Genomic DNA, 26,763 nt, shown 5'->3' with positions numbered 1-26,763 from the left:
TGAAGATGTCGCAATCCACACCTGGCCAGAAGGCCCTCACTCATTTCAAGATCACGCCGCCATGAACTCCGTCACCAACCTCCGTGGTCAGTACACCTAGCGCTCCTGCGCGACGTGCCCGGCCACGGCCGCGAGGTAGCGCTCGATCGCCAGGTACTGGCAGAGCAGCGCCACCGGTCGGCCCAGCCGGGCGTACCAGGCGGACAGTCGGGAGAACGCGGCCACCTCGAACCACACCTCGCCCTCGGCATCCATCGACACCAGGAACGACTCCTCGCCGCACTCCGGATGCCCGGGCAGCGTCCCGTACGCGAACCCGATCCGGTCCGGCTCCACCACCGTCCACACCACCCGGCAGGGGATCACCAGGCGCGGCCACCGGCTGCCCGGCAGGCGCAGCCGCAGCAGCACGGTGGCCCCCTCCCGGGCCGGCCCGCCCGGGTGCACAGCGAACCCGGTGCCCAGCTGACTGCCCCACCCGAGCACGTACCGCCCGGCCCGCTCCAGCACCTCCGGCCCCCGCCCGAGGTGCACCCGCCGCCGCAGGTGCCCGTACCCCTCCGGCAACCGCCCACCCCGGGTCGCCCCCACCTCGCCGTACGTGGGCTCAGCCGCCCGAGCGGCCTGCAGCCGCCGCTGAAGATCCGCGATCCCGCCATCCGTGCCAACCATGCGGGCCACGCTAGCCCTCGGCCGCGAGCCCGCCTTGGGGTGGGGTGGGGTGGGGTGTGGCCGGGCCGGGCGGGGCGGCGGGGAGGGCGGGAGCGGTTCGGGTGACAGATAACAGCGAACAGATGACAGATTTCGAAATCTGTTCGCTGTTATCTGTTATCTGAAATCTGTCAGTTGTTCACTGCCATCCGTCATGCGTCGTTCGTCATGCGTCGTTCGTCATGCGTCGAGCGTCATGCGTCGAGCGTCATGCGTCGAGCGTGATCGCGTGCTTCGCCCGCTCCAGCGACTCCTCGGAGGCGGGCCCGCCGGGGTTCTCGGTGGCCAGTGCCTGGTTGACCCGGACGAACGGCCGCAGCCGCCGCTCGTACGAGGCGAAGGCCGCGCGGTGGTCCCGGCGATCGTGGGCCAGGGCGTCCGCGAGCACCTGGGCGCCGACCAGGGCGAGGCTGGTGCCCTGGCCGGAGAGCGGGGAGGCGCAGTAGCCCGCGTCGCCGACCAGCACCACTCGGCCCTGCGACCAGCGTTCCAGGTGGATCTGCATCATCGCATCGCAGTACAGGTCGGGCGCCTCCTCCAGTGCCTGCAGCAACCTCGGGGTCTCCCAGCGTAGTTGAGCCATCCGTTCGGCGACGAACGCCTTCCGGGCCTGGGGGTCGCGCAGCCCGTCGGGGGACGGTTCGCCCGCGAAGCCGAAGGCGACCCGTAGCTCGGAGTTGTCGCGCACCGGGTAGACGCCGAAACCGATCTCGCCGTCGCGCAGCCAGAGTTGCCAGTCCGTCAGGCCCAGGAAGTTGTCCGTGCTGAACACCGCCAAGTGCGTCCCGAGGTGGCGGGCGAAGCGTTCTTCGGGGCCGAAGGCCAGGTGGCGCACGGCGGAGTGCAGGCCGTCGGCGCCCACGACGAGGTCGAAGCGGCGCGGCCCGGCGTGCGTGAAGCGGGTCGGTACGCCGTCCTCCTCCTGGGCGAGCGTGGTGATGCCGTCGCCGAAGACGAACTCGACGCCCTCCCGCATCGCGAGCTCGTACAGGACCTCGACGAGGTCGTCGCGCAGCAGCTCCACATCGCCGCTGTCGAGCCGCCCACTGCTGAACGTGCTCTCGGTGGAGCGATGGATCTCCCGGCCGTCGCCGTCCAGCACGGACATGCCCCGCATCCGGGTGCGGTGGGCGCGGACCTGGTCCAGGACCCCGAGCCGCTCGACCACGTCCACGGCCGCGCCCCGGATGTCCACGGCCTGCCCGCCGCCGCGCGGTCCGGGCGCCCGCTCCACGATCGTCACGGCGAAGCCGCGGCGGTTCAGCAGGACGGCGAGCGCGGTGCCCGCGATGCCGCCGCCGGAGATCAGCACTGCTGTCATCGTTCGTTCCCCCAGAGGTTTGCCGGAATGGCGCTCGTACGGTGTATGCGGCCTGAATGTACGGCGTACGCGCAGAACTGCCAAGTGCTGTTCTGGCTGGTGATATCCCTGCTGAACTAGTGCAGTTCGGGCTGTCGAGGGCGTCTCGGCTGCTAGCCTCTGTCCTAGTACAGTCGAGGTGCGGTCCGCAGTCGGCGCGGAGGGAGATCCGTGTCACACGCCGCGCAGCAGAGAGGCGGTCGCATGGCCCCGAGCACCGAGCCGGTCCCGCCGTACCGGCGCATCGCCGACGAGATCGCGCGGCGGATCGCCGACGGCACCCTCGCACCGGGCGAGCGGGTGCCGTCGACCCGGCGGATCGCCCGGGAGTGGAACGTCGCGCTCGCGACGGCGGCGAAGGTGCTCACCACGCTGCGGCTGGAGGGGTTGGTCGAGAGCCGGCCCCGGGTGGGCACCGTGGTCGCGGCCCACGAGGTGCCCACTCGGGGCCGGACGGCCGTCCCGGCCGCACGGGAGGCTGCGGCGGCCGCGGCGGCCGTGGCGCCGTCGGCCGAGCTGACCAGGGAGGGGATCGTCCGGGCCGCCGTGGAGATCGCCGACCGGGAGGGGCTCGCCGCGCTCTCCATGCGGAGTGTCGCGGCCCGGCTCGGCGTCGCGGCGATGTCGCCCTACCGGTACGTCCCCAGCAAGGACGACCTGGTGCTGCTGATGGCGGATGCGGCGTTCGGGGAGGAGGTCTACCCAGCCGAGCCGACCGGGGACTGGCGGGCACGGCTGGAACTCGGCGCGCACACGCTCTGGCGGATCTACCGCCGCCACCCGTGGCTCGCCCAAGTCGGTGTGCTCACTCGGCCGTTGATGCTCCCGGCGCTGATGGACCACGCCGAGTGGGCGCTCGCCGCCCTGGACGGCCACGGCCTGAACCCGGCGACGATGCTCGACCTGCACGTCCTGTTCTACTGCTACGTCCAGGGGGTCGCCGTTCACCTGGAGCGGGAGGCCCAGGCGGAGGCCGGCACCGGCCTGACCGAGGAGCAGTGGATGGACCACCAGGGCCCCGTGCTGGCGGCACTGGTCAGGGGGGACCGGCACCCGGTGTTCGCGCGGACGACCAGGAGCCTCGGGGACGGCTACGACCTCGACCTGGACGAGCTGTTCGCCTTCGGGCTCAAGCCGCTGCTCGACGGCGTCGGCGCCATGATCGAGGCCGCCGGCCCCGGGCGGTGAACAGGGGCGGGGCGGAGGTGTTCTGCGGGTGGGTGCCGGTGGGCACGCCTTGCGGCGGGGCGCGGGCGGGGAGTAGGAAGGCGGTATGGGTGAGATCGGGACGGATGAGGGCCTGGTGAGCGGGGACGCGGCGGTCTGTGAGCTCGCGCCCGACGGTTCGGCGGAGGCGGCGCTGCGGGAGGACCCGGGGGCGGAGGGGCCGCGCGCCGACTGCGTGCTGTGCGGTGAGCCGACGGTGCTGCCCGCGGATCAGTCGGGCAGCACGCTCTGCCCGACCTGTGCCTGGCAGCAGGCCCAGCGGGCCGCCTGTTCGGGCTGAGCGGGGGAGAGGGGCCGGGGCGCGTGCTAGGCGTCCTCCCGTCCGGCCAGGGCCAGGGTGGAGCCGTGGCGGCCCTTGCGGACCAGGAGCTGGGCGGGGATCCGGCTGCGCAGGTCGGCGACGTGGCTGACGATGCCGACCGCGCGGTCGCGTTCGCGCAGGCCGTCGAGGACGTCCATCACCTCCTCCAGGGACTGCTCGTCCAGGGTGCCGAAGCCCTCGTCGATGAAGAGGGTGTCCAGCGGCATGCCGCCGGCCTCGTCGGTGACCACGTCGGCCAGGCCGAGGGCGAGGGCGAGCGAGGCGAAGAAGCTTTCGCCGCCGGAGAGGGTCGCGGTGTCCCGCTCGGTGCCCGTCCAGGCGTCGACCACCCGGAGGGCCAGGCCGGAGCGCTTGTTGCCGGTGCCCCGGTCGTCGCTGTGGACCAGGGTGTAGCGGCCACCGGACATCCGGACCAGCCGGTCGCTGGCCGCCGCCGCGACCTGCTCCAGCCGGGCCGCCAGGACGTACGACTCCAGGCGCATCCGCAGCCGGTTCTCGGTGGAGGTGCCGGCGGCCAGCGCGGCGAGCCGGTTGATCCGCCCGTAGCGGTCCAGTGCGGGGGCCAGTTCGGCGGCCAGGTCGGCCAGGCTCCGTCCGATCGCGGCCAGCGCCGCGCAGCGCTCCTGGGCCGCCGACCGCGCCGCGTGCGCCCGGCCGAGCCGGTCGGTGGCGGCGCGGAGCGCGGCCGCGGCGGCGGCCAGGTCGACCGGCGGACGGGCCGCGGCCTCGGCCAGCTCGGGCAGCGCCAGCTCGTGCCGGACGGCGGCCGACTCCGTGCGGTGCCGCTCCAGCCGGGCCTCCAGCCGGTCCCGCTCCTCGCGCGGCAGCAGGACGGCGAGGGCCGCGGCGGCGTCCGGGAACCCAGCCGCCGCGGCGGCCTTGCCGAGTTCCTCCTCGGCCCCGCCCAGCCGGGCCCGCGCCTCCGCCACCGTCCGGGCGGCCGCGGCCGTCGCGGCGACCGCCTCGGCGAGCCGGGTCAGCGAGGCGGCCCGGTCGGCGACCGAGGCGGCCTCGCCGCGGGCGGCCGCGACCCTGGCGGTCAGCTCCCGCTGCTCGTCGTCCAGCGTCCGCAGCCGGTCGGTGAGGACGGCGGCGCGCTCCCTGGCCTCGTGCAACTCGTCCAGTCGGCGGGTGCGGTCCTGCGACAGCCGGGCGATCTCCTGCCCGACCCGGCCGAGCGTCTCCGCCTCGTGCAGCGCGGTGCGGTGCTCCTGCTCCAGTTCGGCTAGGGAGCGCGCGAGCACGTCCGCGGCCTCCGGGCCGGCCGCGCCGGTGGCGGTCGCCTCGCGCACCCGCAGGGCGATGAGCGCCTGGTCGGCCTCGCCCCAGGCCCGTTCGGCGGCGGCCTGGGCCCGGCCGGCCCGCTCCTCGTCCTCGGCGCTCACCCGGCCGCCGTCGGCGGCCTCGGCGGGCGCCGGGTGCTCGGGCGAGCCGCAGACCCGGCAGGCCTCGCCCGAGCGCAGCTGCTCGGCCAGCTCGGCGGCCATGCCCGCCAGGCGGCGGTCCCGCAGGTCCAGGCTGTACTCGCGGGCATCCAGCGCGGCGGTGCGCAGCTCGGAGACCCTCGGCTCGGCGGCCGCGATCTCGGCCCGCAGGCCGTCCCGTTCCCGGGCCGCGCCCAGGCGGGTGGCCAACTCGGCCCGCTGCCCGTCCAGTTGCTCGACCCGGGTGCTCGCCGCCTGGGCCCGGGCCTGCTGCTCCTCCAGTCGGCCCAACTCGCCCTCGAACTCGGCCAGCCAGCGTTCGGCCTCCTCGGCCAGCTCCTCGGCGTCGACCCGGCCCCTGGTCAAGGAGTGCTGCTCGCGGGCGAGTTCGGCGCAGCGCCGCTCCTCCGCCCGGGCCGCCTCCAGCCGGACCACCTCGGCGCGCAGCCGCTGCTCCGTCTCGGTCAACTCCGTCTCGGTCAACTCCGCTTCGGTCGGCTCGGCTTCGGTCGGGTCGGCGGCGTCGGACCCGGCCGGCGCGTGGATCCCGTCGCTCGCCCGGGCGAGTGCCGCCCGGTGCCGTCGCTCCGCCTCCAGGGCCCGCCCGAGCGCCTCGGCCGCACTGTCCCGCAGGCGCAGCGCCGACTCCACGCCGACCGCCTCCTGGGCGGCCGCGAGCCGCTGCCGGTCCCGCGCCGCGGCCGGCTCGAAGCCGGCCAGCCGCTCGGCCTCGGCCAGTGCCTCGCGGTGCCGGCGCTGCCGCCCGGCAAGCTCCTCGGCGGTCTCCCGGCCCCGCTGGGCCGCCCGCTGGGCCGCCTCGGCGCCCGCGAGCGCGGCCTCGGCGACGGTCAGCTGCTCGGCGGCCCCGCTGCGCAGGATCGCCGCCCAACCGAGCAACCCGGCGGCCGGCTCGGCGTCGTCGTCGTCGGCCGGCACCCAGGCCCCGGCGGGCTCGGCCCCGGGCCCGGCGGCCTGTTCCGCCTTGCTGGCGAGGTCCCGCAGCCGGCGCCGGCCGGCCTGGACGGCCGTCTCCTGGGCGCGGCGCTGCTCGGCGAGCCAGGCCTCGACGAGCCCGTAGCGCTCGGTGTCGAACAGTCGGCGCAGCAGCTTGCCGCGCTCCTCGGAGTCGCCCTTGAGGAAGCGGGCGAAGTCGCCCTGGGGCAGCAGCACCACCTGGCAGAACTGCTCGCGGCTCATGCCGATCAGCCGGTGGATCTCCTCCCCGGCCTCCTGGTGCGACTTGCTGACCGGCCGCCAGCCGGCGGTGCCGTCGCCCGCGTCGGCGGCCCACTCGCGCAGCAGGGTCTGCGGCCGTTCGACGGTGGTGCCGGTGCCGACCTTCTTCGGCCGGCGCTGTTCGGGCAGCCGGGTGATCTGCAGCCGCCGCCCGCCCAGCGTCAGCTCCAGCTCGACCTGGGTGAGCCGCTTGGGGTCGGCGTGGTCGCTGCGCAGCCGGTTGGCCCGGCGGGCGTTCGGCGTCTCGCCGTAGAGGGCGAAGCAGACCGCGTCCAGGACGCTGCTCTTGCCCGCGCCGGTCGCGCCGCGCAGCAGGAACAGCCCGGAGGCGGCGAGCGCGTCGAAGTCCACCGTCTCGCTGCCCGCGAACGGGCCGAAGGCGGTGACGGTGAGCCGGTGCAGCCTCATCGGGGCAGGTCCGCCTTCCGGTCGGCGCCCTCGCGGACACGCTCGAAGCCCTCGCGCAGCCAGCCCAGTTCGTCCGGCTCCGGCTCGGCCCCGGGGCGGACGTGCCGCAGGAAGCCCTCGGCGATCTCCAGGTCCTCCCGGCCGCTGACCCGGGCCGCGTACGACCGGGACGGCTCGTCCCCGCCGTCCTCGGGGTCGAACAGCAACTGGAGGGTGTGCGGGAAGCGGCGGCGCAGCTTCTCCATCGGCTCGCTGGGGCGGGCCGCGTCGGTGAGCGTGGCCTGCACCCAGGACTGCTCGTGCTCCGCGTACTCCTCCTCGGTGAGCAGCGCCTCCAGGGTGCCGCGGAGGGTGGCGAGCGGGCGCGGCCGGGGGCAGTCGACCCGCTCGGCCGTCACCGAGCCGTCGGCCGCGAGGTCGACCAGCCACATGGTCTTGCGCTGGCGGACCTCGGAGAAGGAGTAGGCGAGCGGGGAGCCGCTGTAGCGCAGGTGCGGGGCGAGGGTCTGGCAGCCGTGCAGGTGGCCGAGCGCGGCGTAGTGCACCCCGTCGAACACCGAGGCGGGGACGGAGGCGACCCCGCCGACCGCGATGTCCCGCTCGCTGTCGGACGCCGTGCCGCCGGTGACGAAGGCGTGTGCCAGCACCACCGCTCTGGTGCCCGCGGGGCGCGTCGCGAGGTCGGCGCGGACCTGCTCCATCGCCGCGCCGAGCACCGCGGCGTGCCCGCCCTTGGCCAGCCCGAACCGCTCGCGCACCAGCGTCGGCTCCAGGTACGGCAGGCCGTACACCGCCACCGGCCCGTGCTCGTCCGCCAGCAGCACCGGCTCGGCGCACTCGCCCGGGTCCGTCCGCAGGTGGATCCCGGCCCGGCCGATCAGGCCGGCGCCGACCCCGAGACGGCGGGCCGAGTCGTGGTTGCCGCTGATGAAGACCGTCGGCACCCAGAGGTCGGCCAGCCGGTGCAGCACGTCGTCGAACAGCGCGACCGCGTCCAGGCTCGGCAGCGCCCGGTCGTAGACGTCCCCGGCGACCAGCACGGCGTCCACGCCCTCGGACCGGACCACGTCCACCAGGTGGTCCAGGAAGGCGCGCTGGGCGTCGTGCAGGCTCTCCCGGTGGAACGAACGCCCGAGATGCCAGTCGGAGGTGTGCAGCAGTCTCACTACAGCGCTCCTACCTGCGCGTTTGCCACTTCCATGTCCTCCGAGTCGGCACCGAAGTCGGCACCGGCCACGCGGCCGGTGCCTGGTCAGTACCGAGTATCACAGGACCCACCGACAGAGCCTCGTCCCGCCCGGCCCTCGGCCCCGCTCCCGCATCGCGGTCGACGTCGATCAGACGTCCACCACTGTGATCACTGACCCTTCGAGTTCCTGGCGGACCATCGTGATCAAGCCTGTAGTAGTGGGTCCGGCGGCAGTGGGTGCGGCGGCGGTCGCGCTGACCGCACTCGGCGGCGGCGTGGCACTCGCGAACGCGGGCGTGGACGGCGCTGCCACGCCGTCCGTTCGGCAGCAGCCGAGCAGGACCGAACAGCGCGACGCCGTGCGTTCCTGGATCGGCCATGCGGAGCACGAGCACCTGCTGGCGGGCGGAACCCGGGACGACGGCGGCCTGGACGAAGAGCGGTGGCCCACCACGCGAACGCCTGGTGGAACCACCCGACCCCCGCGACGGCGTCAGCGGAGCGAAGTCGGCGTCCAAGGTGACGTCGGCGTCCAAGGGGCGAAGTCGGCGTCCAAGGCGACGTGGGCCGCCTGGTCGAGGGGCAACGCGAGCGGCAACAGGAGGTGACCCTCGGCGAGCCGCTTCGACAAGCGCTGTGAGGCCGTCCTGCTGGTTCTGCACGTCTCCGCTCCGCCGGCGCCCTGTGGCGGGCGGGGCGTTCTCCTGCCTCAGGGGGCACTTTTTGGCCCGCTGAGGTGGGGAGCGGCGGGCGGGTGAGCGGCTGGTAGGGGCCAAGTTTGCTCCGCTAGCGGGTCCTGGCTGCCGGTGTTCGATTACTTGGGGTGGATTGTCAGTGGCTCTGTGTAGGTTCCGTGACGTCGGCGGCTCCGGGAGTCGGAGCGGTCGGTGCTGGTTCGTGCCGGCCGAGCGGGCCGGCGCGTCGAGTGGACGGAGGAACCCCATGGCTGTGCGGGAGACGGTGTACGAGGTGCTGGGCGTCGTGGCGGTGCGGAGCCGGCCGCCGGCGGGGCCGAGGGCGCTGCTGTTCGGCGGGCGCAGGCCCGGGTCGGGTGCCGGGTACGGCCCCGGCGCCGGTGGGCGGGAGGACGGCGGACCGGGCGGGGCGTCGCCGCCCGGCGGCGGTCGGCCGCCGGGCGCGCGGGCCGGTGGATCCGGTGGGCCGGGCGGGGGCGGTGCGCGGGGGCGGCGCGGCGGCCGGGCCCGAGGCGCGCCGCCGCAGCCGGTGGCCGTGGCGCTGGCCGCGGAGGCGGCCGATTTCGCCGCGCTGGCCGGGTACGGGCTGTTCGGTGCGCTCGGGCACCGGGAGTACCTGCTGCGGGCGGAGGAGCAGCTGAGCGGCCTGCACCGGCAGGGGCTGGAGGTGCACCTGCGGGTACTGGAGGCGGCCGACTTCGAGGACTACTGCGCCGTGCTCGGGCTCGATCCGCGGGCCCCGGCCGCCCGGGTCGCGTACGCGGGGGATCCGGAGCTGGCCGGGGAGCCCTTCGTCTACGCGGGGGAGCCGCTGGCGGAGCTCCTCCCGGTGCTCGTGGACGACCACCGGGCGCGGGTGCGGATGTCCGTCGCCTGCGCGGCGCTGCTGGACGCGGTCGGCGACGACCTGGCGGGGCAGCGGCGGATGGCGGCGGTGATGCGGTACGTGACCTCGGTCTACCTGGCGCTGGCCGAGGGCGCGGGGGAGGGCTGCCACCTGCTGACGCTGCGCTGCCACGGGCCGGAGGACGGCGAGCAGCTCACCTCGGCGGTGGACCTCTGCGTGGAGGAAGGGCGGCTGCAGTCCGCCGGGCGGGACGCGGAGGCGTTCTGCGTCACGCTCGCTGCCGGGGTGGCGTCCGGCGGTGAGGGGGCGCTGCTGCTGCACGGCGATCCGTCGGCGCCTCCGCCTCGTGGGCTCCGGGGTGGGCCATTGGGTGGGCCACCGGATGGGCCGCCGGGTAGGCCTCCTGGTCGGCTTCCGGAGGCGGCGAGGTCGGGGCCCGCGGTGCGGGGATGGGCGCTGACGGGTGGGCGGCTGCGGCCGATGACCGCCCATGAGGTGTTCGACGAGCTGGCCGATGACGCGGCGCGCGGGCTGCCGTTCCCGCCCGGGGTGGTGCCGCAGCCGGGGTTCCCGTTGCCGGGCTTCCCGGGGGCCGGGGCCGGAGGTGGGCCGCTGGGGTGAACAGGGCTTTCGCGGTCTCCGCGTCCACCATGCGGCGCTGGGGACTGTTCATCGACCGCCTGTTCGGGGAAGATCGGAGAAGATCAACAGCAGGAGCGCGCGGTACCCCACGCCGCCGCTCCGGTCGCTCCGCTCCGAACCGTGCTCCGCAGGTCCGGCGAGCCCGACACCGAGAGGGGGGCGCGCGGCATGAGCCGGATCGAGTTCACGGCGGAGATCGCCGAGTTGCTCGGGAAGGTGCGCCGACGTCCCACGGCGGGCTGGCCGTGGCGGCCGGGCGAGCAGGTGCCGGACGGGTTGCCGGTGAAGCAGTCCTGGGGGTGGCTGTTCGCCCCGGACGGGCGGGTGCTGACCCTGGTCAACCCCAAGGACGGCATCTGCTCGCTGCCCGGCGGCTCGCTGGAGCCGGAGGACGGCGGTGACCCGGCGGCCGCACTGGCCCGGGAGGCGGGCGAGGAGGCCCAGGCCGTGATCGGCCGGCCGTACTACCTCGGCTACCTCTACGACCGGGTCGGCTCGGCGAACGGCGGGCACGAGTGCGCACGGGTCCGGATGGCGGCGGCGCTGCGGGCGGTCGGGCCCAGCGAGGCGGACCCGGCCTCGGGCCGGCACTACCGCCGGCTGCTGGTCGCGCCGGGGCTCGCCGTCGAGCTGCTGGGCTGGGGCGAGCCCGGGCTGCGCCAGGCCCGGGCGGCGGTCGCCATGGCCGCCCGCTGGCTCGGCGTGCCGGTCGCGGCGAACGAGACGATCGAGGAGCTGCCGGTCGAGGGCTGCACGGTCTTCCCCGGCCCCGTGTACCCGGGCGGCGGACGCGCCCCCGGGCGCTGAGCCCTACCCTGCCCGTCCCGGGCGCTGAGTCGCACCCCTGGGCGCTGAGCCATGCCCTCCCCGGCGTTGAGCCGTGCCTCCCCGGTGCCGAGCTTCGCTCCCGGTGCCGAGCTTCGCTCCCGGTGCCGAGCTTCGCTCCCGGGCGCCGAGCTGCGCTCCCCGAGGCGGCCGGTCGCGCCTTCGAGTCGGAGCCGGCCCGCACCGCAGAACTGACGCATCGACGGCCGCACGCTGACCGGCAGCTGACCGGCAGCTGACGGAGAGCTGACTTCTCGAAAGTTTTTTGTCTACACGCGATGACCGATGCGCGTCGACATACACCCACACCCACCTGGGCGAACTCACACTCCGTCGGGGCGGGTTCACTTCTCCGCTATCAGACGGTCCGTCAATGTCCTTGGCATGAGCGCTTCCGCGCGGGGCTACTGCCTGGTATCCCTTCTGTGACCCGCGTCATATCCAGGAGGTGCAATGCTCCGCCCTGCCCGTGTTCTGTCCATTGCCGCGATGGCGGCTGGTCTCACCATGACGACGCTTTTCACGGCGTCAGCCGCCAATGCGGCCGGTGTCAACTACGTCGCCCTCGGGGACTCGTACTCGGCCGGCGTCGGTGCCGGCAGCTACCTGAGCGACAGCGGTAGCTGCAAGCGCAGCACCAACGCCTACGCGTACCTGTGGAAGAACGCGCACAAGCCGTCCTCGTTCGCCTTCGTGGCGTGCTCGGGGGCGAGAACCGGCGATGTGCTCAACAGTCAGATCTCCGCGCTGAACAGTGGTACCACGCTGGTCAGCCTGTCGATCGGGGGCAACGACGCGGGCTTCGCCGACACCATGAAGACCTGTGTGCTGGGCTCCGACAGCGACTGCCTCGGCGCCGTCAACACGGCGAAGAGCTACGCGACGAACACCCTGCCCGGCCAGCTGGACCGGGTGTACTCCGCGATCCACTCCAAGGCGCCGAACGCCCACGTCGTGGTGATGGGCTACCCGCACCTGTACAAGGTCGGCGGCGACTGCCTCTTCGGGATCAGCGACACCAAGCGCGCTGCCATCAACGGCGCCGCCGACGCGCTGGACGGCGTGATCGCCAAGCGGGTCGCCAACGCCGGCTTCACCTTCGGCGATGTGCGCGGCATCTTCGCCGAGCACGAGATCTGCGGTTCGCAGGCCACCTGGCTGCACAGCACCACCCTGCCGATCGACGAGAGCTACCACCCGAACTCGACCGGCCAGGCCAGCGGCTACCTCCCGGTCTTCAGCCGCTCCTGAGCGAGTCGGTCACGGCGTCCGTCCGGTCACCCGGGCGGCGCCGTGCTGCCGCGCGTCGGCGCGCGCCCGCGCACGCCCTCATGGGCACGCGCTGCTCGGCGTGAACGAGCTTTGTCCCCAAGGGGGTTCACTTCCATGGCTATTGACGGTCAGTCAATGACCTTGGCATGAACGCTTCCATGTTCGATTGCCGCTTGGTATCCCTTTCTGTGACCCGTGTCACATCTGGAGGTGCAATGTTCCGCCCTGCTCGTGCCCTCTCCGTCGCCGCGATAGCCGCCGTCCTCAGCATGACGACACTCTTCGCGGCCTCGTCCGCCAATGCCGCAGGCGTCAACTACGTGGCGCTCGGCGACTCGTACTCCGCCGGTGTCGGCGCCGGCAACTACCTGAGCGACAGTGGCAGTTGCAAGCGCAGCGCCAACGCGTACGCCTCCCTCTGGTCGAACGCCAACTCCCCGTCCTCCTTCACCTTCGTCGCCTGTTCCGGCGCCAGAACCGGTGACATCCTCAACAGCCAGATCTCCGCGCTGAGTTCCGGCACCACCCTGGTCAGCCTCTCGGTCGGGGGTAACGACGCGGGCTTCTCCAGCACCATGAAGACTTGCGTGCTCAGCTCCGACAGCGACTGCCTCAACGCCGTCAACACCGCCGAGAACTACGCGACCAACACCCTGCCCGGCCAGCTGGACCAGGTGTACAACGCCATCCGCGCCAAGGCCCCGAACGCCCACGTCGTGGTCATGGGCTACCCGCACCTCTACCAGATCGGCGGCAGCTGCATCTTCGGCATCGGTGACACCAAGCGCGCCGCCATCAACGAGGCCGCGGACACCCTGGACGGCGTGATCGCCAAGGAGGTCGCCAACGCCGGCTTCACCTTCGGTGACGTGCGCGACATCTTCTCCGGGCACGAGATCTGCGGCTCGCTGGACACCTGGCTGCACAGCACCACGCTGCCGATCGACGAGAGCTACCACCCGAACGACTCTGGTCAGGCCAACGGCTACCTCCCGGTCTTCAGTCAGTCCTGAGGTGTCAGTCGCCGCCGTCCGATCGAACTCCTGACGTGACGGCCGCTGCCGCCGCCCCTCCCGTGGCTGGGGAGGGGCGGCGGCACCGTCGCGTCAGCGGCCGGTCGGGGCCGGGCGCACCGGTGGGAAGGGGATCGCGGCGAGGGCCGGTAGCAGCTCGGCCTCCTCGTGGTCCAGATGCGCCTCCAACTCGGCGGACATCCGGTCCAGTTCGGTCCGCAGCCGCTCCGGGTCGGTGATCTCGATCCCGGCCAGCAGCGCCACCAGTTCCTCCTTGATCCGCCCGATCTCCCGGTGCTGCTCGCCGAGCCGCTCCAGCACCCCGGCGAGTTCGGGGTGGCTGCGGGCCAGGGCCGGGAAGATCGCGGAGTCCTCCCCGGTGTGGTGGTGGGTGAGTCCCTCGCAGAACGCCAGGCAGTGCTGGCGCAGTTGGAGCCCCAGTCCGGCCGGACGGCCGGGGGTGTGGGAGTGGGCCTCCGCCCGGACGTGCCGCAGCTGGGCCCGCAGCCAGCTGTGCGCCTCCAGCAACTTGTCGGCCAGGCTGCGTACTTCGCTCGGCCGGTCCGGCGGCGCCTCAGGCCGCTCCAGGACCACCACCGGCAACTCCCGCTCGGTGTGCGCCTGGTAGTCGCCGTACCCGGGTGCCTCGCGGAGGACGGCCGCGAACAGCCGCTCCCGGCGGGGGCCTTCGGCGGGGACGGCGATGGCGTCGAAGCTCTCGGTGCCCAGCTCGACCCGGACCACCGGGTGGGCCAGCAGATTGCGGTACCACTGGGGGTGTTCCGGCGCCCCGGCCGCCGAGGCGACGACCAGCACCAGCCCCTCGGACCGGACGAACCCGAGCGGTACGGTGTGCGGCCGCCGGGAGCGGGCCCCGGTGGTGGTCAGCAACAGCAGATTGCCGCCCTCGAACGGACCGCCGACCCGGCCGCCGTTGGCGCGGAACTCTTCGATGACATTCTGATGGAAGGACATGGACATACGTGTGTGGTGAAGTCTCCTAGGAATACGGGGGATTCGCGGCCACACACGGTGCCGGCACGGGAACGCGCGGACACCGCGGTGACCGCCTACGTCAGATCAGGGCAGCGGAGAAGGTACTCATCGCGCATCGTCCCTTTACACGTCAGGTGCTGGCTCGGTCGCCGGCCGGCCCACTGCTCTGTGGCCGACGCCGCGCTGCACGCCCCCATTAGAGCCGCGCCGCGGACAGCCTGTCAACGAGCATGATCGCGACCGGATGGCCGAGCGGGTCGCCGCCCGGATCCCGGGCCGGAGCGAGGCGGGGCCAGTGATCGCCGAACGGCTGGCGGACAGTGGATGGCTCCTGGCTCCTGGCTCCTGGCACCTGACAGGTGACGGATAACGGATGACAGCTGACAGATTTCAGATAGTGAAATCTGTCAGCTGTCATCCGTCCGGCCCCGGGGAGCGACGCCTCGGGGGCGGGCGCGAGACCAGGAGCGTCAGTGCAGGTAGTCGACCAGGCCCGCCGGCTTGAGGCCGGCGGCCTCGGCGGCGGCCAGGGCGCGGGGCAGGTCGGTGGCGAGGGTGTCGGTCCAGTGCATCAGGACCACGTCACCCGGCTGGAGCGAGCCCGGGTGCCAGATGTTGGAGGCACCCCAGCTGAAGTCCGCGTCGGCGGTCAGCACGGTGCGGATGCCACAGTTGGCGGCGGCCTGCAGGGTGTCGGCGTTCCAGGTGAAGAACGGCGGGCGGAACACCACGGGCGCGGTGCCGAACAGTCGGGTCATCGCGTCGCGCGCGTCGCAGATCTCGACCTGCTGCTGGTCCAGCGGGAGCTTGCTGAGGTCGGAGTGCGAGACGCTGTGGTCCTGGATCGAGGAGCCCGGCACGGCGGTGACCCGCTGGAAGAAGCCCGGGTCGGTGCCGGCCGGCATCGGCAGGGGGAAGGCGGTGATCGGCAGGTGGTGGTCGGCGATGAAGCGTTCCGCCTCGGGGGTGCGCTGCCAGCCGTCGTCCACGGTGAAGAAGACCACCTTGTCGGTGGTCGGGATCGAGCCGGCCGCCACCGCCGGGGCGGGCGCCGGGCCGTCGACCCGTACGTCGTCCACCGAGAACGGGCCCTGCTGGTACCAGCCGTGCACGTACAGCCGGATGCTGTGGGCGTCCGGCCCGGTGGTGAAGCGGGTGGTCAGCTGCTGCCAGCCGCCGGAGGTGGTCTCGGTCCAGGCGGGGGCGACGTCCCGGCCGGTGCCGGTGGCGCCCAGGTAGACGAAGTTGCCGCGTACCCAGGCCGAGGCGGTGTAGGTGGTGCCGGGCTGGACGGCGACGGTCTGGGCGCACTCGCCGGTGGAGTCGTCGTTCGCCGGGGTGACGGTGAGTGCCGAGGTGCCGGAGTGTGCGGCGGTGGTGGTGACGGCGGCTTCGGCCGGGCCGCCGGTGCAGTTCCAGCCGGGGATGCTGCCCCAGTCGGCGAGGTTGGGGGAGGGCAGCTCGAAGCCGGGGTTGGTGGCCAGGTTGACGGTCCCGGCAGCGGGGCCGGCAACGGTCCCGGCCGCAGCGGCAGCGGCCGTGGCAGTGGCAGCCGTGGCAGCCGTAGCAGCCGTGGCGGCCGGAACGGCGGAGGCCGTGAGCAGGGCGACGGATACGGCCAGCGCGGACAGGCGCGTGGACATCGACACGTGAGGACTCCAGCAAGTGGGGGCACGCCCGTGGGGAGGGCGTGAACGGGAATCTGGACCGTGGAACCAGGGCGCTCCCGGAGGGGCGGGAGCGGGTGGTGCTGGTGCGCCGCACTCGGACCGAAGAGCAACAATGGACTGGACCAATCGGCCCGTCAAGGGAACGGCAGGTGAACCGCGCGGCGAACGATCCGTCCGTAAAGGGGACAAGACGGCACGTCAGAAGCCTTGCCACGAGGCCATGTTCACGCCGGTCCCGAGGATGGAGGCCGAGACGGGTCAGGAGAGGTACAGCTCCTCGATGTCCGTCGAGTAGTGCTCCGCGATCGCCGTCCGCCGCAGCTTCAGCGAGGGGGTCAGCAGTCCCTGCTCCAGGCTGAACTCCCGTGGCAGCAGCCGGAACGCGCGGATCGACTCGGCTCGCGAAACCGCCGTGTTGGCCGCCGCCACCGCGCGCTGGATCTCGATGTGCAACTGCTCGTCGGCGAGCACCGCCCAGGCGTCCAGTTGCTCCCGGCCGCGGGTCTTCAGCCAGTGCGCGAGCGCGTCCGGGTCGAGCGTGATCAGAGCCGCCACGTACGGGCGGTCGTCGCCGACCACCAGGCACTGGGAGACCAGCGGGTGCGCCTCGACCCGCTCCTCCAGGGCCGCCGGGGCGAGGTTCTTGCCGCTGCTGGTGACGATCAGGTCCTTCTTGCGGCCGGTGATGGTGAGGTAGCCGTCCTCGTCGAGCCGGCCGAGGTCGCCCGTGCCGAACCAGCCGTCGATCAGTGATTCCGCCGTGCACCGCGGGTGGTTGAGGTAGCCACCGAAGACCGATCCGCCGCGCACCCACACCTCGCCGTCGTCCGCGATCGCCACCGAGGCGCCCGGCACCGGCTGCCCGACGGTGCCGAGCTTCTGCCGTCCGGCCGGGTTGGCGGTGATCGCGGCGGTGGTCTCGGTGAGTCCGTAGCCCTCGTAGAGCTGGAGTCCGGCGCCGGTGAAGAAGAGGCCCAACTCCCGCCGCAGCGCCGATCCTCCGCACATCACGGCGCGCACCCGCCCGCCGAGCACGGCACGCAGCCGTGGGTAGACCGTCCGTTCGTAGGCGAGGTGGCGCAGCCGCAGGGCCGCGCCGGGGCCGGGGCCGCGGCCGAAGGCCTTCTGCTCCCGGGCGGTCGCCCAGTCGACGGCCACCTGGCGGGCCTGCTCGAAGAGTTCGCCGCGCCCGGCCTCCTCGGCGGCGCGCCGGGCCCGCTGGAAGATCTTCTCGAAGACGTACGGGACGGCGTGCAGGAAGCTCGGCCGGAAGCTCTCCAGGGCGGGCAGCAGCGCGTCGGTGGACACCTCGGGGATGTGGCCGATCCGGAAGCCGCCGCGGACCGCCGCGATCTGCACCGCGCGCCCGTAGACGTGTGCCAGCGGCAGGAACAGCAGGGTGGCGGGCTGGCCGCCGCCGGTGTCGCGGAGTACGTCGCCCCAGCCGGCGAGCAGGGAGTCGGCCTCGGCGGCCAGGTTGGCGTGGGTGATCAGGCAGCCCTTGGGGCGTCCGGTGGTGCCGGAGGTGTAGACCACGGTGGCGATGTTGGCGGCCGCGACGCCGAGCCGCTGGCGGTGCACCAGGGCGTCGGGGACGTCCAGGCCGTCCTCGGTGATCGCGGCGACGCAGTCGCGGTCGAGCTGCCAGATCCCGGTCAGGTCGGGCAGGGCGTCGCAGACCGCGCCGACGGTCATCGCGGCGTCCTCGTCCTCGACCAGGCAGGCCACCGCCTGGGTCTCGGCGAGGATCCAGCGCACCTGCTCGGTCGCGGCGGTGGGGTAGACCGGGACGGTGATCGCGCCGATCGACCAGAGCGCGTAGTCGAACAGTGTCCACTCGTAGCGGGTGCGGGACATCAGGGCGACCCGGTCGCCGTAGCGCACGCCGCGGGTCAGCAGGCCCTTGGCGAGGGCGAGCACCTCGTCCCGGAACTCCCGTGCGGTGACGTCCTGCCAGCCCCCGTCACCGGTCCGCCGGGAGAGCTGGACCAGGTCGGGGGTGCGGTCGGCGGTGTCGTACAGGGAGTCGGCGAGTCCTCCGGTGGCCTCGGGCCCGGCCGGGGTGGGGGTGGTGAACTCGCGCACAGTCCTCCCCAGTTCGCTTCGCGCGGCGCTGTCTGCCGGCCCGGCGCACGGGCACCGGGGTGGCGGCGCCCGGTCGCGCGGGGTGGAGCGAAACTATCGGATCGCTCTGTCACTGCCCAGGGTTGTGACGGTGACGCGACGAGATCGGCACCGGTCCGTAGGGATGGTGTCGCAGCTGGGGAGGAACCGGGGAGACGCCCGGGCCGGGCGGAGCGGACCGGGACCGGCTCCTGACGTGTCCGGGGCAAGGTGAGGAAGCGGAATGGTTCGACCCTCGAACGTGTGGTCAGGGCGTAGTAGAGTCTCGCAGACCTGTGGCCGGGCGGCTTCCGACGCTCCCTCCCCAGGGCTCCCCGAAGTCCCGCCGAACCCGCCGTCCCCAGCACCCCGAAAGCCCGCCCGAACCGCTCCCCGTCCGCGCCTGGCACTTCCGACCGAGGACTCCATGCGTCTGCGCAGCAGCTCGATCCGCGCGAAGATCATCGCGCTGCTCCTGGTGCCCATCGTCGCACTCATCGCCCTGTGGGTGTACGCGACGCTCGCCGCCACCGGGGACGCCTGGAACCAGCTGGCGATCAGCCGTACGTACAAGGAGTACGGGGTGGCCGTGGACCAGTACACGGGCGACCTGCAGAACGAGCGCCGCGCCGCCGTCCAGCACCTGGCCGACCCGAACTCGCCGGTCGCCCGGGACGCCTTCGAACGCGCCACCACCGCCACCGACCGCAGCCTCGCCGCGCTCCGACAGAAGAAGGACGCCGCCGGCGACCGGCTCTCCGCCGCCCAGCGGGCCCGCCTGGTGCAGATCACCGCCGCCGCCGACCAGCTCGGCCCGCTCCGGGCCCAGGTCGGCCGCCTCGCGCTCAACTGGGAGTTCGCGCTCGGGCAGTACAGCGACCTGGTCCGGCCGGTGTTCGGCTTCCGGTCCGCCTACGTCGCCCGGCAGAGCGGCCAGCTCCCGCGCCAGGGCACCATCCTGATCGAGCTGGTGCGCGCCCGCGAGTACCTGGCCCAGGAGGACGCCGCGATGGAGGGCCTGCGCACCGGCGCGGCCCGGCCCACCGCCGAGCAGTACCAGGCCGCGCTGGACGCCCTGCACAACCAGCAGGCGCTGTTCACCGTCTACATCGCCGAACTCGAACCCGCCGACCAGGCCGACTACGTCGCCCTGCGCGGCGGCGAGGCCTGGGGCGCGCTGGCCCGCGCCGAGGCGGACTTCGTCGGCGCCGGCGGCCCCGACCGGGTGGTCCAGGCGCTCAACGGCGACAACTGGCGGGAGACCGCCGACCACTCGCTCGGCGACCTCTCCTCGATCAACTCCCGGATCAGCGCCGGACTGGACGACCGCGGCCGCTCCGCGGCGATCGCCGCGCTGTGGCGCGGCGGCATCGCCGGGGCCATCGGCCTGGTCGCCGTCGTGCTGTCGGTGATGATCTCCTTCCGGATCGGGCGCGGGCTGGCCCGCGAGCTGATCGGCCTGCGCAACGCGGCCAACGAACTCGCCAGCACCCGGCTGCCCTCCGTCATGCTGCGGCTGCGCCGTGGCGAACCGGTGGACGTGGCCGCCGAGGCGCCCGAACTGCACTTCGGCCAGGCCGAGATCGGGCAGGTCGGCCAGGCCATCAACGCCGTCCAGCGGGCCGCCGTGGAGGCCGCCGTCGAGCAGGCCGAACTGCGCCGCGGCGTCGCGGCGGTGTTCGTCAACCTGGCCCGGCGCAGCCAGGTACTGCTGCACCGCCAACTCACCCTGCTCGACACCATGGAGCGCCGCACCGAGGACCCGGCTGAGCTGGAGGACCTCTTCAAGGTCGACCACCTCACCACCCGCATGCGCCGGCACGCCGAGGGCCTGATCATCCTGGCCGGCGGCTCGCCCGGGCGGGCCTGGCGCAAGCCGGTCCGGATGGTGGACGTGGTCCGAGCCGCGGTCGGCGAGGTCGAGGACTACGCCCGGGTGATCGTCCGGCCGTTCCCCGGCACCGGCCTGCTCGGCAGCGCCGTCGCCGATGTCACCCACCTGATCGCCGAACTCGTCGAGAACGCCGCGGTGTTCTCCCCGCCGACCACCCAAGTCACCGTCCAGGGTGAGGTGGTGGCGCACGGCTTCGCGCTGGAGATCGACGACCGGGGGCTCGGACTGGGCGAACAGCTGCTCGCCGAGATCAACGAACGCCTCACCGTGGAGCAGGAGTTCGACCTCGCCGACACCGACCGGCTGGGACTCTTCGTGGTCAGCCGGCTCGCCCGGCGGCACGGCATCCGGGTCCACCTGCGGCCGTCCCCGTACGGCGGGACGACGGCCGTGGTGCTGATCCCGCGCGAGCTGCTGGCGGAGGCGCCGGACGGCCTGCCGGAACCGCCCGCCGCGGGGACCGGGGCCGCCGGGGGCGCGGGGCGTCGGCCGGTGGGCCGGGCGACCGGGCGGACGGCGGGGCGGCGTGACCTGGTCGCGGTGCCGGACACGGCTCCCGATGGTGCGGGTTCGGAGCCTTCCTCGGCCGCGTGGTCGGGGTCGGCGTCGGGTTCAACGTCGAGTGCGTTGCCGGGTTCGGCGTCGGGTTCAACGTCGAGTGCGTTGCCGGGATCGGCGTCGGGTCCGCTGTCGGATTCGCCGTCGGGTTCGGCACCGACGGAGGGCACGGGCGGGCGGCACCGGGGGGCCGGCGGTCCGCGGCCGTCCGTTCCCGAGGCGGGGCGTACGGCCAACGGGCTGCCGCGCCGGGCCTCGCGGCCCAAGGCCGGGCCGGTGCTGGTGCCCGGGCCGGGGGCGGATGCCGAGGGCGGCGCGGGGACGGGACGGCACCGCCGGGAGGCGGCGGAGGCCGCGGCCGACGCGGCACCGGCTCCGCTGGAAGCCGCTCCGCTGGAAGCCGTTCCGGTGGACGCCGTGCCGGTGGGTGTCGCTCCCGTGGATGCGGCGCCCCGGACGCCGGGTGGTCTGCCCCGGAGAGTCCGGCAGGCGAACCTCGCGCCGCAGCTCAAGGAACAGGCCAGGGAGCGACTTCGCGGCGAGAGCGGGTCCGAGGACCGCGCCGGACGGTCGGCGGCGGGCACGGACGGTGCGCAGGGCGCGGAGGCGGCCGAGGCCCGGGAAGCCCGGGAGCGTTCGCCGGAGGAGGCCAGGGCCACCTTCGCCTCGTTCCAGCGCGGCTTCACCCGGGGGCGCGGGGCCACCGTCCCGGCGGAGCGGGGCGCTCAGAACCAGGGCGCTCAGAACCAGGGCGCTCAGAACCAGGGCGCGCAGGACCGGCCCGCGCAGGACCGGCCCGCGCAGGGCCGCGCCGCCCGGCCCGCGGCCGTACCGGCCTGGCAGCCGCCGGACCCGTCCCGGCGGGCGATCAGCCCCGCACCCGCCCCGGCAGCGCTGCCCGCGCCCGCGCCCGGCGACGCCGCCCGCGCGCCGCTGGCCCGCCGGATCCCGCCGGGCCAGCCGGTGCGGCGGAACCCTGCGGCCGTCCCGGCCGTACCACAAGTGACACCCTCAGCACCCGTAGTACCGGCAGTGCCCGCACCGCCCGCAGGACTCGTGACACCCGCAGTGCCCGCACCAGCCACAGGACCCGCAGCATCCGCAGTGCCCGCACCACCCGCTCCAGCGGAAGGAACTGATTCATGACCACTCCGACGCAGCCGTCCGGGGACCTCAACTGGCTCCTCGACGACCTGGTGGGCCGTGTCGCGGCCTTGCGGCACGCGGTGATCCTCTCCAGCGACGGGCTGGCCACCGGGGCCTCGCGCGACCTCGACCGGGAGGATGCCGAGCACCTCGCCGCCGTCGCGGCCGGGTTCCACAGCCTGGCCAAGGGAGCCGGCGGGCACTTCAAGGTCGGCGGCGTCCGGCAGACCATGGTGGAGCTGGACGAGGCGTTCCTGTTCATCACGGCCGCCGGCGACGGCAGCTGTCTTGCCGTGCTGAGCGAGGCCGAGGCGGACATCGGCCAGATCGCCTACGAGATGGCCCTGCTGGTCAAGCGGGTCGGCGAGCACATGGCCGCCGAGCCGCGCACCGAAACCGCCGCGCCGAGGGGCTGAGCGGTCCGATGGCGGATCCGAAGGCGGACGGTCCGGGCGGCCCGGCGGGGCTCGACGGCCCGGCGGCGCTCTACGAGCCGACCCCGGCGGTGCCGGAGGGCGCGCCCGGGGTCGGCGGCGGGGGCGAGGGCGCCGAGTCGGGGCAGGACGTGCCGGACGGTGCCGAGGTCGACCTGTTCCGGCCGCGTACCCCCGTCGACGACCGGTGGTTCGACGACGAGGCCGGCCCGGTGGTGCGGCTCTACTCGATGACCCGGGGCCGCACCCGGCCGGTCGAGGAGGGTCTGTTCGACCTGATCTCGCTGGTCACCGCCAAGGAACCCGGGCCGGACGCGGGGGCCGTGCCCGCGCACGTCCTCGACCCGGAGCACCAGACCCTGCTGGCCTGGTGCCGCCGCGAGCCGCTGTCCGTCGCCGAGCTCGGCTCCTACACCGACCTGCCGGTCAGCGTGGTGCGCGTCCTGCTCGGCGACCTCTACGACGCCGACCTGATCAGCGTCACCCGACCCGTTCCGCTCGCCGAGCTGCCGGACGAGCGCCTGCTGCGAGACGTGATCAATGGACTCCGTGCGCTCTGACGCCACCCCGCCGAGCACTGCGCCGAACACCTCGCCGAGCACTCCGCCGGGCACTCCGTCGGGCACTTCGCCGAGGCCGGGCGGGAGCACCAACGACCCGCGCTGGCGCGGTGGTCCGGCCGTGGCGGTGAAGATCCTGGTGGCGGGCGGCTTCGGCGCGGGCAAGACCACCCTGGTCGGCTCGGTCAGCGAGATCCGGCCGCTGCGCACCGAGGAGGAGCTCAGCGAGCTGGGCCGCCCGGTGGACGACACGTCGGGCGTGGAGGCCAAGCGCACCACCACGGTGGCGATGGACTTCGGCCGGATCGACCTGCGGCCCGGACTCGCGCTCTACCTGTTCGGCACGCCCGGACAGGACCGGTTCTGGTTCGTCTGGGACGAGTTGGCGCGCGGCGCGCTCGGCGCCGTGGTGCTCGCGGACACCCGGCGACTGGCCGACTGCTTCCCCTCGGTGGACTTCTTCGAGCAGCGCGGCATCCCGTTCCTGGTCGCGGTCAACTGCTTCGACGGCACCGAGCGGTTCGCCCCGGACGAGGTGCGGGACGCACTCGACCTGGACCCGGAGATCCCGGTGGTGCTGTGCGACGCCCGGCTGCGGGAGGACGGCAAGGAGCTGTTGGTGGCGCTGGTCGAGCACGCCGCCGCCCTCCGCCACCGGGCTGCCGCGCGCTCCTGAGGCTCCGTGGGATCGCCGCCGGTCAGGGGCCCTTCGTGCACCCGACGTCTCATTCGGTGATCCACATGTCGGACGCTCGATGTGCGGAAGGTTGCCTAGACAGGCTCGGGCGTGGAAGGCTCTGTGGACGTAAGCCGTCCCGGTCATGCCGTCGGGAGGGTTGGGAACGTCCCGTTTCCGCCGGTCCGTTCGGGCCGGTGGCAGCACGAGGCAGGACGAAAGGGGAGGGCAGCAGGATGACCGTCGACCAGCGACGCAGCACCGCCGTGCCCGGCCCCGTCATGCCGGCGCTCACCCTCCGCCGCTACATCGACCACGCGCTGATCTGCAGCGCCTGTTGTCGCTGACCGGTCCCACCCCACCCCGGTACGTCCCCGGCACCTGCGGCCCGCACCCGGCCGCGCCGTGCGACGCGCCACCGACCCCGTCGACCAGGCCGTAGCGGACCGCCCGTCAGGTGCGCCCGCCACCGACCGATCCGGCCCCGCCTCGCGGAGAAACCAACCAGTGAACATCGTCTGCCCCAGCAATTCCCCCGGCATCGCCGGCCGTTCCGGTCCGTCCGGGCCGGCTCCCGCGATGGGCGCGGGTCCGCGGACCGGACGGTGGAACGGACGCGCCGACCGCGCCGACCGCGCCGACCGCGCCGACCGCGCCCGTGCCGACCGCGCCGGCCTCACCACGGACGGCCGACGGGGTCGCCCCGACCTCGAACCGTTTTGGCCGTCGCGGCAGCCACACCTGTTCGATCAGACGTGTCCGGGCTCGCCCAGCGCGTCCCGGCCCTCCGCCCGCTGAACCCGGTTTCACCCGGTCCAGCCCCGGCAGTACGCCCGGTCGACGCGCAGACGACTCCACCCCGTCCGTCACGCGCGAAATGAGCGGCACACCATGTCTTCCTCCTCCACGGCCACCCTGCCCCTGCCCACCACGACCCCGCACCTGCGCGCGGTCCGGTCCGTTCCTCCGGTCTCCGCCGTACCCTCCGGCGTTCCGGTCTCCTCCGCCATCGGGGCGCCCCGCCCGGGGGTGACTCCGGCCGTCGGGCCGCACCCCGGCGCGGTGGCACCGCCGGCGCCGGCCTCGCTGCTCGCCGCGCTACCGGAGGGGGCGGCCGTGGTCGCCGCCCTGCCGCAGGGCCTGCTGCCCCAGGGGCTGCTCGCCCAGTACGGCGCGCAGGCCGGCGCCGCCGCCGGACACCCGATGGTCGGGTACCTGGTGCTGGTGCCGGCCGAGCACCCGCCCGCGCCGGTCGGCCTGCCCGGGGCGGTTGCCCAGGGAGCCGTACCGGGCGCCGCGTCGGCCTCGACCTCGGGCGCTGCGTCGGGCGCCGTCCGACCGGTCCGGCCCGCCGGGCGCGGCATCAGCGTCGACGCCGAGCGGCGCAACGCCTACGTCGACGGGCGGCTGCTCGACCTCACCTACCTGGAGTTCGAGCTGCTGGCCCACCTCACCGAGCATCCGCAGCGGGTGCACACCCGGGACCACCTGGTCTCGGCGGTCTGGGGCTACGGCCACGTCGGTGACGGCCGTACCGTGGACGTGCACGTCGCCCGACTGCGCCGCAAGCTCGGACCGGCCTACCGGGACTCGATCGTGACGGTCCGTCGGGTCGGTTACAAGTACACGCCCGCCAACTGATCGCCTGGTTCGGGCGGTCCGCCGGTTCGGTCGGTTCGCCCGGCCGACTGGTCGACTCGCCGCCGCCAAGGCCGCTGCCGCCGCAGCGGGTTGTCCGTTCGCTCCGCGAACTGGCCTCTCGCTGCGGCGCGTTGGCGTTCCCTTGGTGTGCGCCGGGACAGCAGTTCCAGCTCGGGTCCGGCCAGGTGCAGTCCGCGCTGGTGGAAGGACGTGAGCGGCGTGACGACGTACGCGCGGCAGCTGGGCTCGGAGGTGGGGGAGGGCACCTTCATCCTCTCCGGCAATCTGTTGCCGGAGGAGGCCCACCGGGTTGAAGAAACGGTTCTGCCCGCGTGGGCGTCCGCCGCTGATCTCCCTGCGCGCAGCGAACGGCTGACAGCTGACAGCTGACAGCTGACAACTAACAGATAACGACTAACAGATGACAGCTGACAGATTTCGAAATCTGTCAGCTGTCACCCGCCTGTCAATCGCGTGCCGCCCCAGCTCTCAGACGCTCAGCCGGTCGATCTCCGCCAGCTCCTCCGCCGTCAGCGGCTCGGCGGCCAGCGCCTCGAGGTTCTGGTCCAGCTGGGCCACGCTGCTCGCCCCGATGATCACCGAGACCACCCGCGGGTCCCGCAGCACCCAGCTCAGCGCCAGCTGCGCCAGGGTCTGCCCGCGCCCCTCGGCAACCTTGTTCAGCGCGCGCAGCTGTTCCAGCTTCGACCCGGTCAGCACCTCCTCGGTGAGGAACTTCCCGACCGACATCCGGGACCCGGCCGGCACCTGCCCGGAGAGGTAGCGGTCCGTCAACAGCCCCTGGGCGAGCGGCGAGTAGGCGATCAGGCTGGTCTGGGTGTCGCCCACCGCGTCCAGCACACCGCCCTCCTCCACGGACCGGTTGAGGATCGAGTACGCCGACTGGTTCATCAGCACCGGCGTGCCCAGCTCGCGCAGGATCGCCACCGCCTCCCGGTGCTGCTCCGCCGGGTAGTTGGAGATCGCCGCGTACAGCGCCTTGCCCGAGCGCACCGCGCTGTCGAGCGCCCCCATCGTCTCCTCGATCGGGGTGTCCGGGTCGTAGCGGTGCGAGTAGAAGACGTCGACGTAGTCCAGTCCCATCCGGCCCAGCGACTGGTCCAGGCTGGCCAGCAGGTACTTGCGGCTGCCGCCGTTGCCGTACGGGCCGGGCCACATGTCCCAGCCGGCCTTGGTCGCGATGAACAGCTCGTCGCGGTACGGCCGGAAGTCCTGCGCGAACAGGTAGCCGAAGTTGCGCTCGGCGCTGCCGTACGGAGGCCCGTAGTTGTTCGCCAGGTCGAAGTGGGTGACGCCCCGGTCGAAGGCCCGGCGCAGCACGGCTCGCTGCACGTCCAGCGGCTGGGCGTCACCGAAGTTGTGCCAGAGCCCCAGGGAGACGGCGGGCAGCTGGACGCCGCTGCGGCCGGCCTTCCGGTAGGTCATCGAGGCGTAGCGGTCGTCCGCGGCGAGGTAGCTCATGCCGGACATCTTGCCAGCCGGTCCGGCCCGGGCAAGCCCTTGCCCCGCCTCCGACCACTGCTCATCGTACGGACGACCGCCTGAGGGCTGCCTGAGGGCCGCCGTGGGGGCCGTGTGGGGCGGCGCGCGGCTGCCCGGCCCTGGGCTGCCCGGTACGGTGAGCCGCTGTTCTCGTCAACTCGTGCCACCCGCTGGCGAAGTACCGATTCCTGGTGGGCGCGGGCTCCGGCGGACTTCACGTCGCGAGACGCTCGCAGGGCACCGGCGGAGGCTTCCGCCCGTATTCGGACAGATGATCGAGGAGGTTCGCCCCTACCACGAGGCCTTCGGCAATGAGGTGGTGGGCATCGGGGTGGACGCGCTGACCGAGGGGGCGCGGCGGGAGCAACTGGAGCTGTTCGCCGGGGAGATGGCCCGGTGATCCGCCGCGAG

The 26,763-nt window shown here is 73.6% G+C and carries 21 protein-coding genes; 13 read left to right on the top strand and 8 right to left on the bottom strand.

The window, feature by feature from the left end:
- Window positions 1-96 precede the first annotated feature (96 nt).
- Together ACZ47G_RS29705 and ACZ47G_RS29700 are read right to left on the bottom strand one after the other, a co-directional pair.
- Window positions 97-672: a DUF1990 family protein gene (locus tag ACZ47G_RS29705; RefSeq protein ID WP_465747860.1), complete on the bottom strand. Its 576-nt coding sequence runs from the start codon at window positions 670-672 to the stop codon at window positions 97-99.
- Between the two features lie 247 nt (window positions 673-919).
- Complete coding sequence (locus ACZ47G_RS29700; RefSeq protein WP_465747858.1) at window positions 920-2,032, bottom strand: FAD-dependent monooxygenase; 1,113 nt, start codon at window positions 2,030-2,032, stop codon at window positions 920-922.
- A 243-nt stretch (window positions 2,033-2,275) separates the two neighbouring features.
- Between ACZ47G_RS29700 and ACZ47G_RS29695 the strand changes: the two genes are divergently transcribed.
- Window positions 2,276-3,259 carry a TetR/AcrR family transcriptional regulator C-terminal domain-containing protein gene (locus tag ACZ47G_RS29695; RefSeq protein WP_465747856.1) on the top strand — a complete coding sequence of 328 codons (984 nt, stop codon included), beginning with the start codon at window positions 2,276-2,278 and terminating at the stop codon, window positions 3,257-3,259.
- An 85-nt stretch (window positions 3,260-3,344) separates the two neighbouring features.
- Complete coding sequence (locus tag ACZ47G_RS29690; protein ID WP_465747854.1) at window positions 3,345-3,578, top strand: hypothetical protein; 234 nt, start codon at window positions 3,345-3,347, stop codon at window positions 3,576-3,578.
- A gap of 26 nt (window positions 3,579-3,604) precedes the next feature.
- Here the strand turns inward: ACZ47G_RS29690 and ACZ47G_RS29685 are convergent, their stop codons facing one another.
- A complete protein-coding gene (locus tag ACZ47G_RS29685; protein WP_465747852.1) occupies window positions 3,605-6,688 on the bottom strand; it encodes an AAA family ATPase in 3,084 nt (1,027 codons plus the stop codon).
- Window positions 6,685-7,854, bottom strand: coding sequence for an exonuclease SbcCD subunit D (locus ACZ47G_RS29680; protein ID WP_465747850.1), 1,170 nt, complete (start codon window positions 7,852-7,854; stop codon window positions 6,685-6,687). Before ACZ47G_RS29680 ends, ACZ47G_RS29685 begins: the two co-directional genes overlap by 4 nt.
- A gap of 965 nt (window positions 7,855-8,819) precedes the next feature.
- Here ACZ47G_RS29680 and ACZ47G_RS29675 point away from each other — a divergent pair.
- The 4 genes from ACZ47G_RS29675 (at window position 8,820) to ACZ47G_RS29660 (ending at window position 13,171) form a co-directional block, all read left to right on the top strand.
- Complete coding sequence (locus ACZ47G_RS29675) at window positions 8,820-10,040, top strand: hypothetical protein (RefSeq protein WP_465747848.1); 1,221 nt, start codon at window positions 8,820-8,822, stop codon at window positions 10,038-10,040.
- A gap of 189 nt (window positions 10,041-10,229) precedes the next feature.
- Window positions 10,230-10,868 carry an NUDIX hydrolase gene (locus tag ACZ47G_RS29670; protein ID WP_465747846.1) on the top strand — a complete coding sequence of 213 codons (639 nt, stop codon included), beginning with the start codon at window positions 10,230-10,232 and terminating at the stop codon, window positions 10,866-10,868.
- 525 nt (window positions 10,869-11,393) lie between these two features.
- Window positions 11,394-12,137: an SGNH/GDSL hydrolase family protein gene (locus ACZ47G_RS29665; RefSeq protein WP_465747844.1), complete on the top strand. Its 744-nt coding sequence runs from the start codon at window positions 11,394-11,396 to the stop codon at window positions 12,135-12,137.
- 236 nt (window positions 12,138-12,373) lie between these two features.
- Window positions 12,374-13,171, top strand: a complete 798-nt coding sequence (locus ACZ47G_RS29660) for an SGNH/GDSL hydrolase family protein (RefSeq protein ID WP_465747842.1) — start codon at window positions 12,374-12,376, stop codon at window positions 13,169-13,171.
- Between the two features lie 93 nt (window positions 13,172-13,264).
- Here ACZ47G_RS29660 and ACZ47G_RS29655 read toward each other — a convergent pair whose 3' ends face one another.
- The 3 genes from ACZ47G_RS29655 to ACZ47G_RS29645 all read right to left on the bottom strand — a co-directional run bounded on the left by ACZ47G_RS29655 (window position 13,265) and on the right by ACZ47G_RS29645 (window position 17,922).
- Window positions 13,265-14,152, bottom strand: a complete 888-nt coding sequence (locus ACZ47G_RS29655) for a nitroreductase/quinone reductase family protein (protein WP_465747840.1) — start codon at window positions 14,150-14,152, stop codon at window positions 13,265-13,267.
- Between the two features lie 485 nt (window positions 14,153-14,637).
- On the bottom strand, window positions 14,638-15,810 hold the full coding sequence (locus tag ACZ47G_RS29650; protein ID WP_465747872.1) for a polysaccharide deacetylase family protein: 1,173 nt from the start codon (window positions 15,808-15,810) through the stop codon (window positions 14,638-14,640).
- Window positions 15,811-16,095: 285 nt separating this feature from the next.
- Complete coding sequence (locus ACZ47G_RS29645) at window positions 16,096-17,922, bottom strand: AMP-dependent synthetase/ligase (protein WP_465747838.1); 1,827 nt, start codon at window positions 17,920-17,922, stop codon at window positions 16,096-16,098.
- Window positions 17,923-18,367: 445 nt separating this feature from the next.
- Here ACZ47G_RS29645 and ACZ47G_RS29640 point away from each other — a divergent pair, with 445 nt between their 5' ends.
- The 6 genes from ACZ47G_RS29640 (at window position 18,368) to ACZ47G_RS29615 (ending at window position 25,239) form a co-directional block, all read left to right on the top strand.
- Window positions 18,368-21,538: a sensor histidine kinase gene (locus ACZ47G_RS29640; RefSeq protein ID WP_465747836.1), complete on the top strand. Its 3,171-nt coding sequence runs from the start codon at window positions 18,368-18,370 to the stop codon at window positions 21,536-21,538.
- A complete protein-coding gene (locus tag ACZ47G_RS29635) occupies window positions 21,535-21,954 on the top strand; it encodes a roadblock/LC7 domain-containing protein (RefSeq protein WP_465747834.1) in 420 nt (139 codons plus the stop codon). Before ACZ47G_RS29640 ends, ACZ47G_RS29635 begins: the two co-directional genes overlap by 4 nt.
- Before the next feature lie 8 nt (window positions 21,955-21,962).
- On the top strand, window positions 21,963-22,532 hold the full coding sequence (locus ACZ47G_RS29630; RefSeq protein ID WP_465747832.1) for a DUF742 domain-containing protein: 570 nt from the start codon (window positions 21,963-21,965) through the stop codon (window positions 22,530-22,532).
- Between the two features lie 121 nt (window positions 22,533-22,653).
- Window positions 22,654-23,208: a GTP-binding protein gene (locus ACZ47G_RS29625; RefSeq protein ID WP_380450884.1), complete on the top strand. Its 555-nt coding sequence runs from the start codon at window positions 22,654-22,656 to the stop codon at window positions 23,206-23,208.
- A gap of 891 nt (window positions 23,209-24,099) precedes the next feature.
- Window positions 24,100-24,849 (top strand): winged helix-turn-helix domain-containing protein, encoded by a 750-nt coding sequence (locus ACZ47G_RS29620; RefSeq protein ID WP_465747830.1) that lies wholly within the window; start codon window positions 24,100-24,102, stop codon window positions 24,847-24,849.
- 219 nt (window positions 24,850-25,068) lie between these two features.
- Window positions 25,069-25,239 carry a hypothetical protein gene (locus ACZ47G_RS29615; protein WP_465747828.1) on the top strand — a complete coding sequence of 57 codons (171 nt, stop codon included), beginning with the start codon at window positions 25,069-25,071 and terminating at the stop codon, window positions 25,237-25,239.
- A gap of 99 nt (window positions 25,240-25,338) precedes the next feature.
- Here the strand turns inward: ACZ47G_RS29615 and ACZ47G_RS29610 are convergent, their stop codons facing one another.
- Window positions 25,339-26,331 (bottom strand): aldo/keto reductase, encoded by a 993-nt coding sequence (locus ACZ47G_RS29610; RefSeq protein ID WP_465747827.1) that lies wholly within the window; start codon window positions 26,329-26,331, stop codon window positions 25,339-25,341.
- A gap of 292 nt (window positions 26,332-26,623) precedes the next feature.
- On the opposite strand from ACZ47G_RS29610, the gene ACZ47G_RS29605 reads away from it, so the two are divergent.
- On the top strand, window positions 26,624-26,752 hold the full coding sequence (locus ACZ47G_RS29605) for a hypothetical protein (RefSeq protein ID WP_465747825.1): 129 nt from the start codon (window positions 26,624-26,626) through the stop codon (window positions 26,750-26,752).
- Window positions 26,753-26,763: the final 11 nt, after the last annotated feature.

Source organism: Kitasatospora sp. NPDC030952, assembly GCF_055571335.1.
This window is presented reverse-complemented; position numbering and strand designations above follow the sequence as displayed.

What these genes read in the sequence shown, in the direction of transcription:
- ACZ47G_RS29705 (WP_465747860.1), bottom strand. Translation starts at nt 672, where the DNA reads ATGGTTGGCACGGATGGCGGGATCGCGGATCTTCAGCGGCGGCTGCAG.
- ACZ47G_RS29700 (WP_465747858.1), bottom strand. Translation starts at nt 2,032, where the DNA reads ATGACAGCAGTGCTGATCTCCGGCGGCGGCATCGCGGGCACCGCGCTC.
- ACZ47G_RS29695 (WP_465747856.1), top strand. Translation starts at nt 2,276, where the DNA reads ATGGCCCCGAGCACCGAGCCGGTCCCGCCGTACCGGCGCATCGCCGAC.
- ACZ47G_RS29690 (WP_465747854.1), top strand. Translation starts at nt 3,345, where the DNA reads ATGGGTGAGATCGGGACGGATGAGGGCCTGGTGAGCGGGGACGCGGCG.
- ACZ47G_RS29685 (WP_465747852.1), bottom strand. Translation starts at nt 6,688, where the DNA reads ATGAGGCTGCACCGGCTCACCGTCACCGCCTTCGGCCCGTTCGCGGGC.
- ACZ47G_RS29675 (WP_465747848.1), top strand. Translation starts at nt 8,820, where the DNA reads ATGGCTGTGCGGGAGACGGTGTACGAGGTGCTGGGCGTCGTGGCGGTG.
- ACZ47G_RS29670 (WP_465747846.1), top strand. Translation starts at nt 10,230, where the DNA reads ATGAGCCGGATCGAGTTCACGGCGGAGATCGCCGAGTTGCTCGGGAAG.
- ACZ47G_RS29665 (WP_465747844.1), top strand. Translation starts at nt 11,394, where the DNA reads ATGACGACGCTTTTCACGGCGTCAGCCGCCAATGCGGCCGGTGTCAAC.
- ACZ47G_RS29660 (WP_465747842.1), top strand. Translation starts at nt 12,374, where the DNA reads ATGTTCCGCCCTGCTCGTGCCCTCTCCGTCGCCGCGATAGCCGCCGTC.
- ACZ47G_RS29655 (WP_465747840.1), bottom strand. Translation starts at nt 14,152, where the DNA reads ATGTCCATGTCCTTCCATCAGAATGTCATCGAAGAGTTCCGCGCCAAC.
- ACZ47G_RS29650 (WP_465747872.1), bottom strand. Translation starts at nt 15,810, where the DNA reads ATGTCCACGCGCCTGTCCGCGCTGGCCGTATCCGTCGCCCTGCTCACG.
- ACZ47G_RS29640 (WP_465747836.1), top strand. Translation starts at nt 18,368, where the DNA reads ATGCGTCTGCGCAGCAGCTCGATCCGCGCGAAGATCATCGCGCTGCTC.
- ACZ47G_RS29635 (WP_465747834.1), top strand. Translation starts at nt 21,535, where the DNA reads ATGACCACTCCGACGCAGCCGTCCGGGGACCTCAACTGGCTCCTCGAC.
- ACZ47G_RS29630 (WP_465747832.1), top strand. Translation starts at nt 21,963, where the DNA reads ATGGCGGATCCGAAGGCGGACGGTCCGGGCGGCCCGGCGGGGCTCGAC.
- ACZ47G_RS29620 (WP_465747830.1), top strand. Translation starts at nt 24,100, where the DNA reads ATGTCTTCCTCCTCCACGGCCACCCTGCCCCTGCCCACCACGACCCCG.
- ACZ47G_RS29610 (WP_465747827.1), bottom strand. Translation starts at nt 26,331, where the DNA reads ATGAGCTACCTCGCCGCGGACGACCGCTACGCCTCGATGACCTACCGG.
- ACZ47G_RS29605 (WP_465747825.1), top strand. Translation starts at nt 26,624, where the DNA reads ATGATCGAGGAGGTTCGCCCCTACCACGAGGCCTTCGGCAATGAGGTG.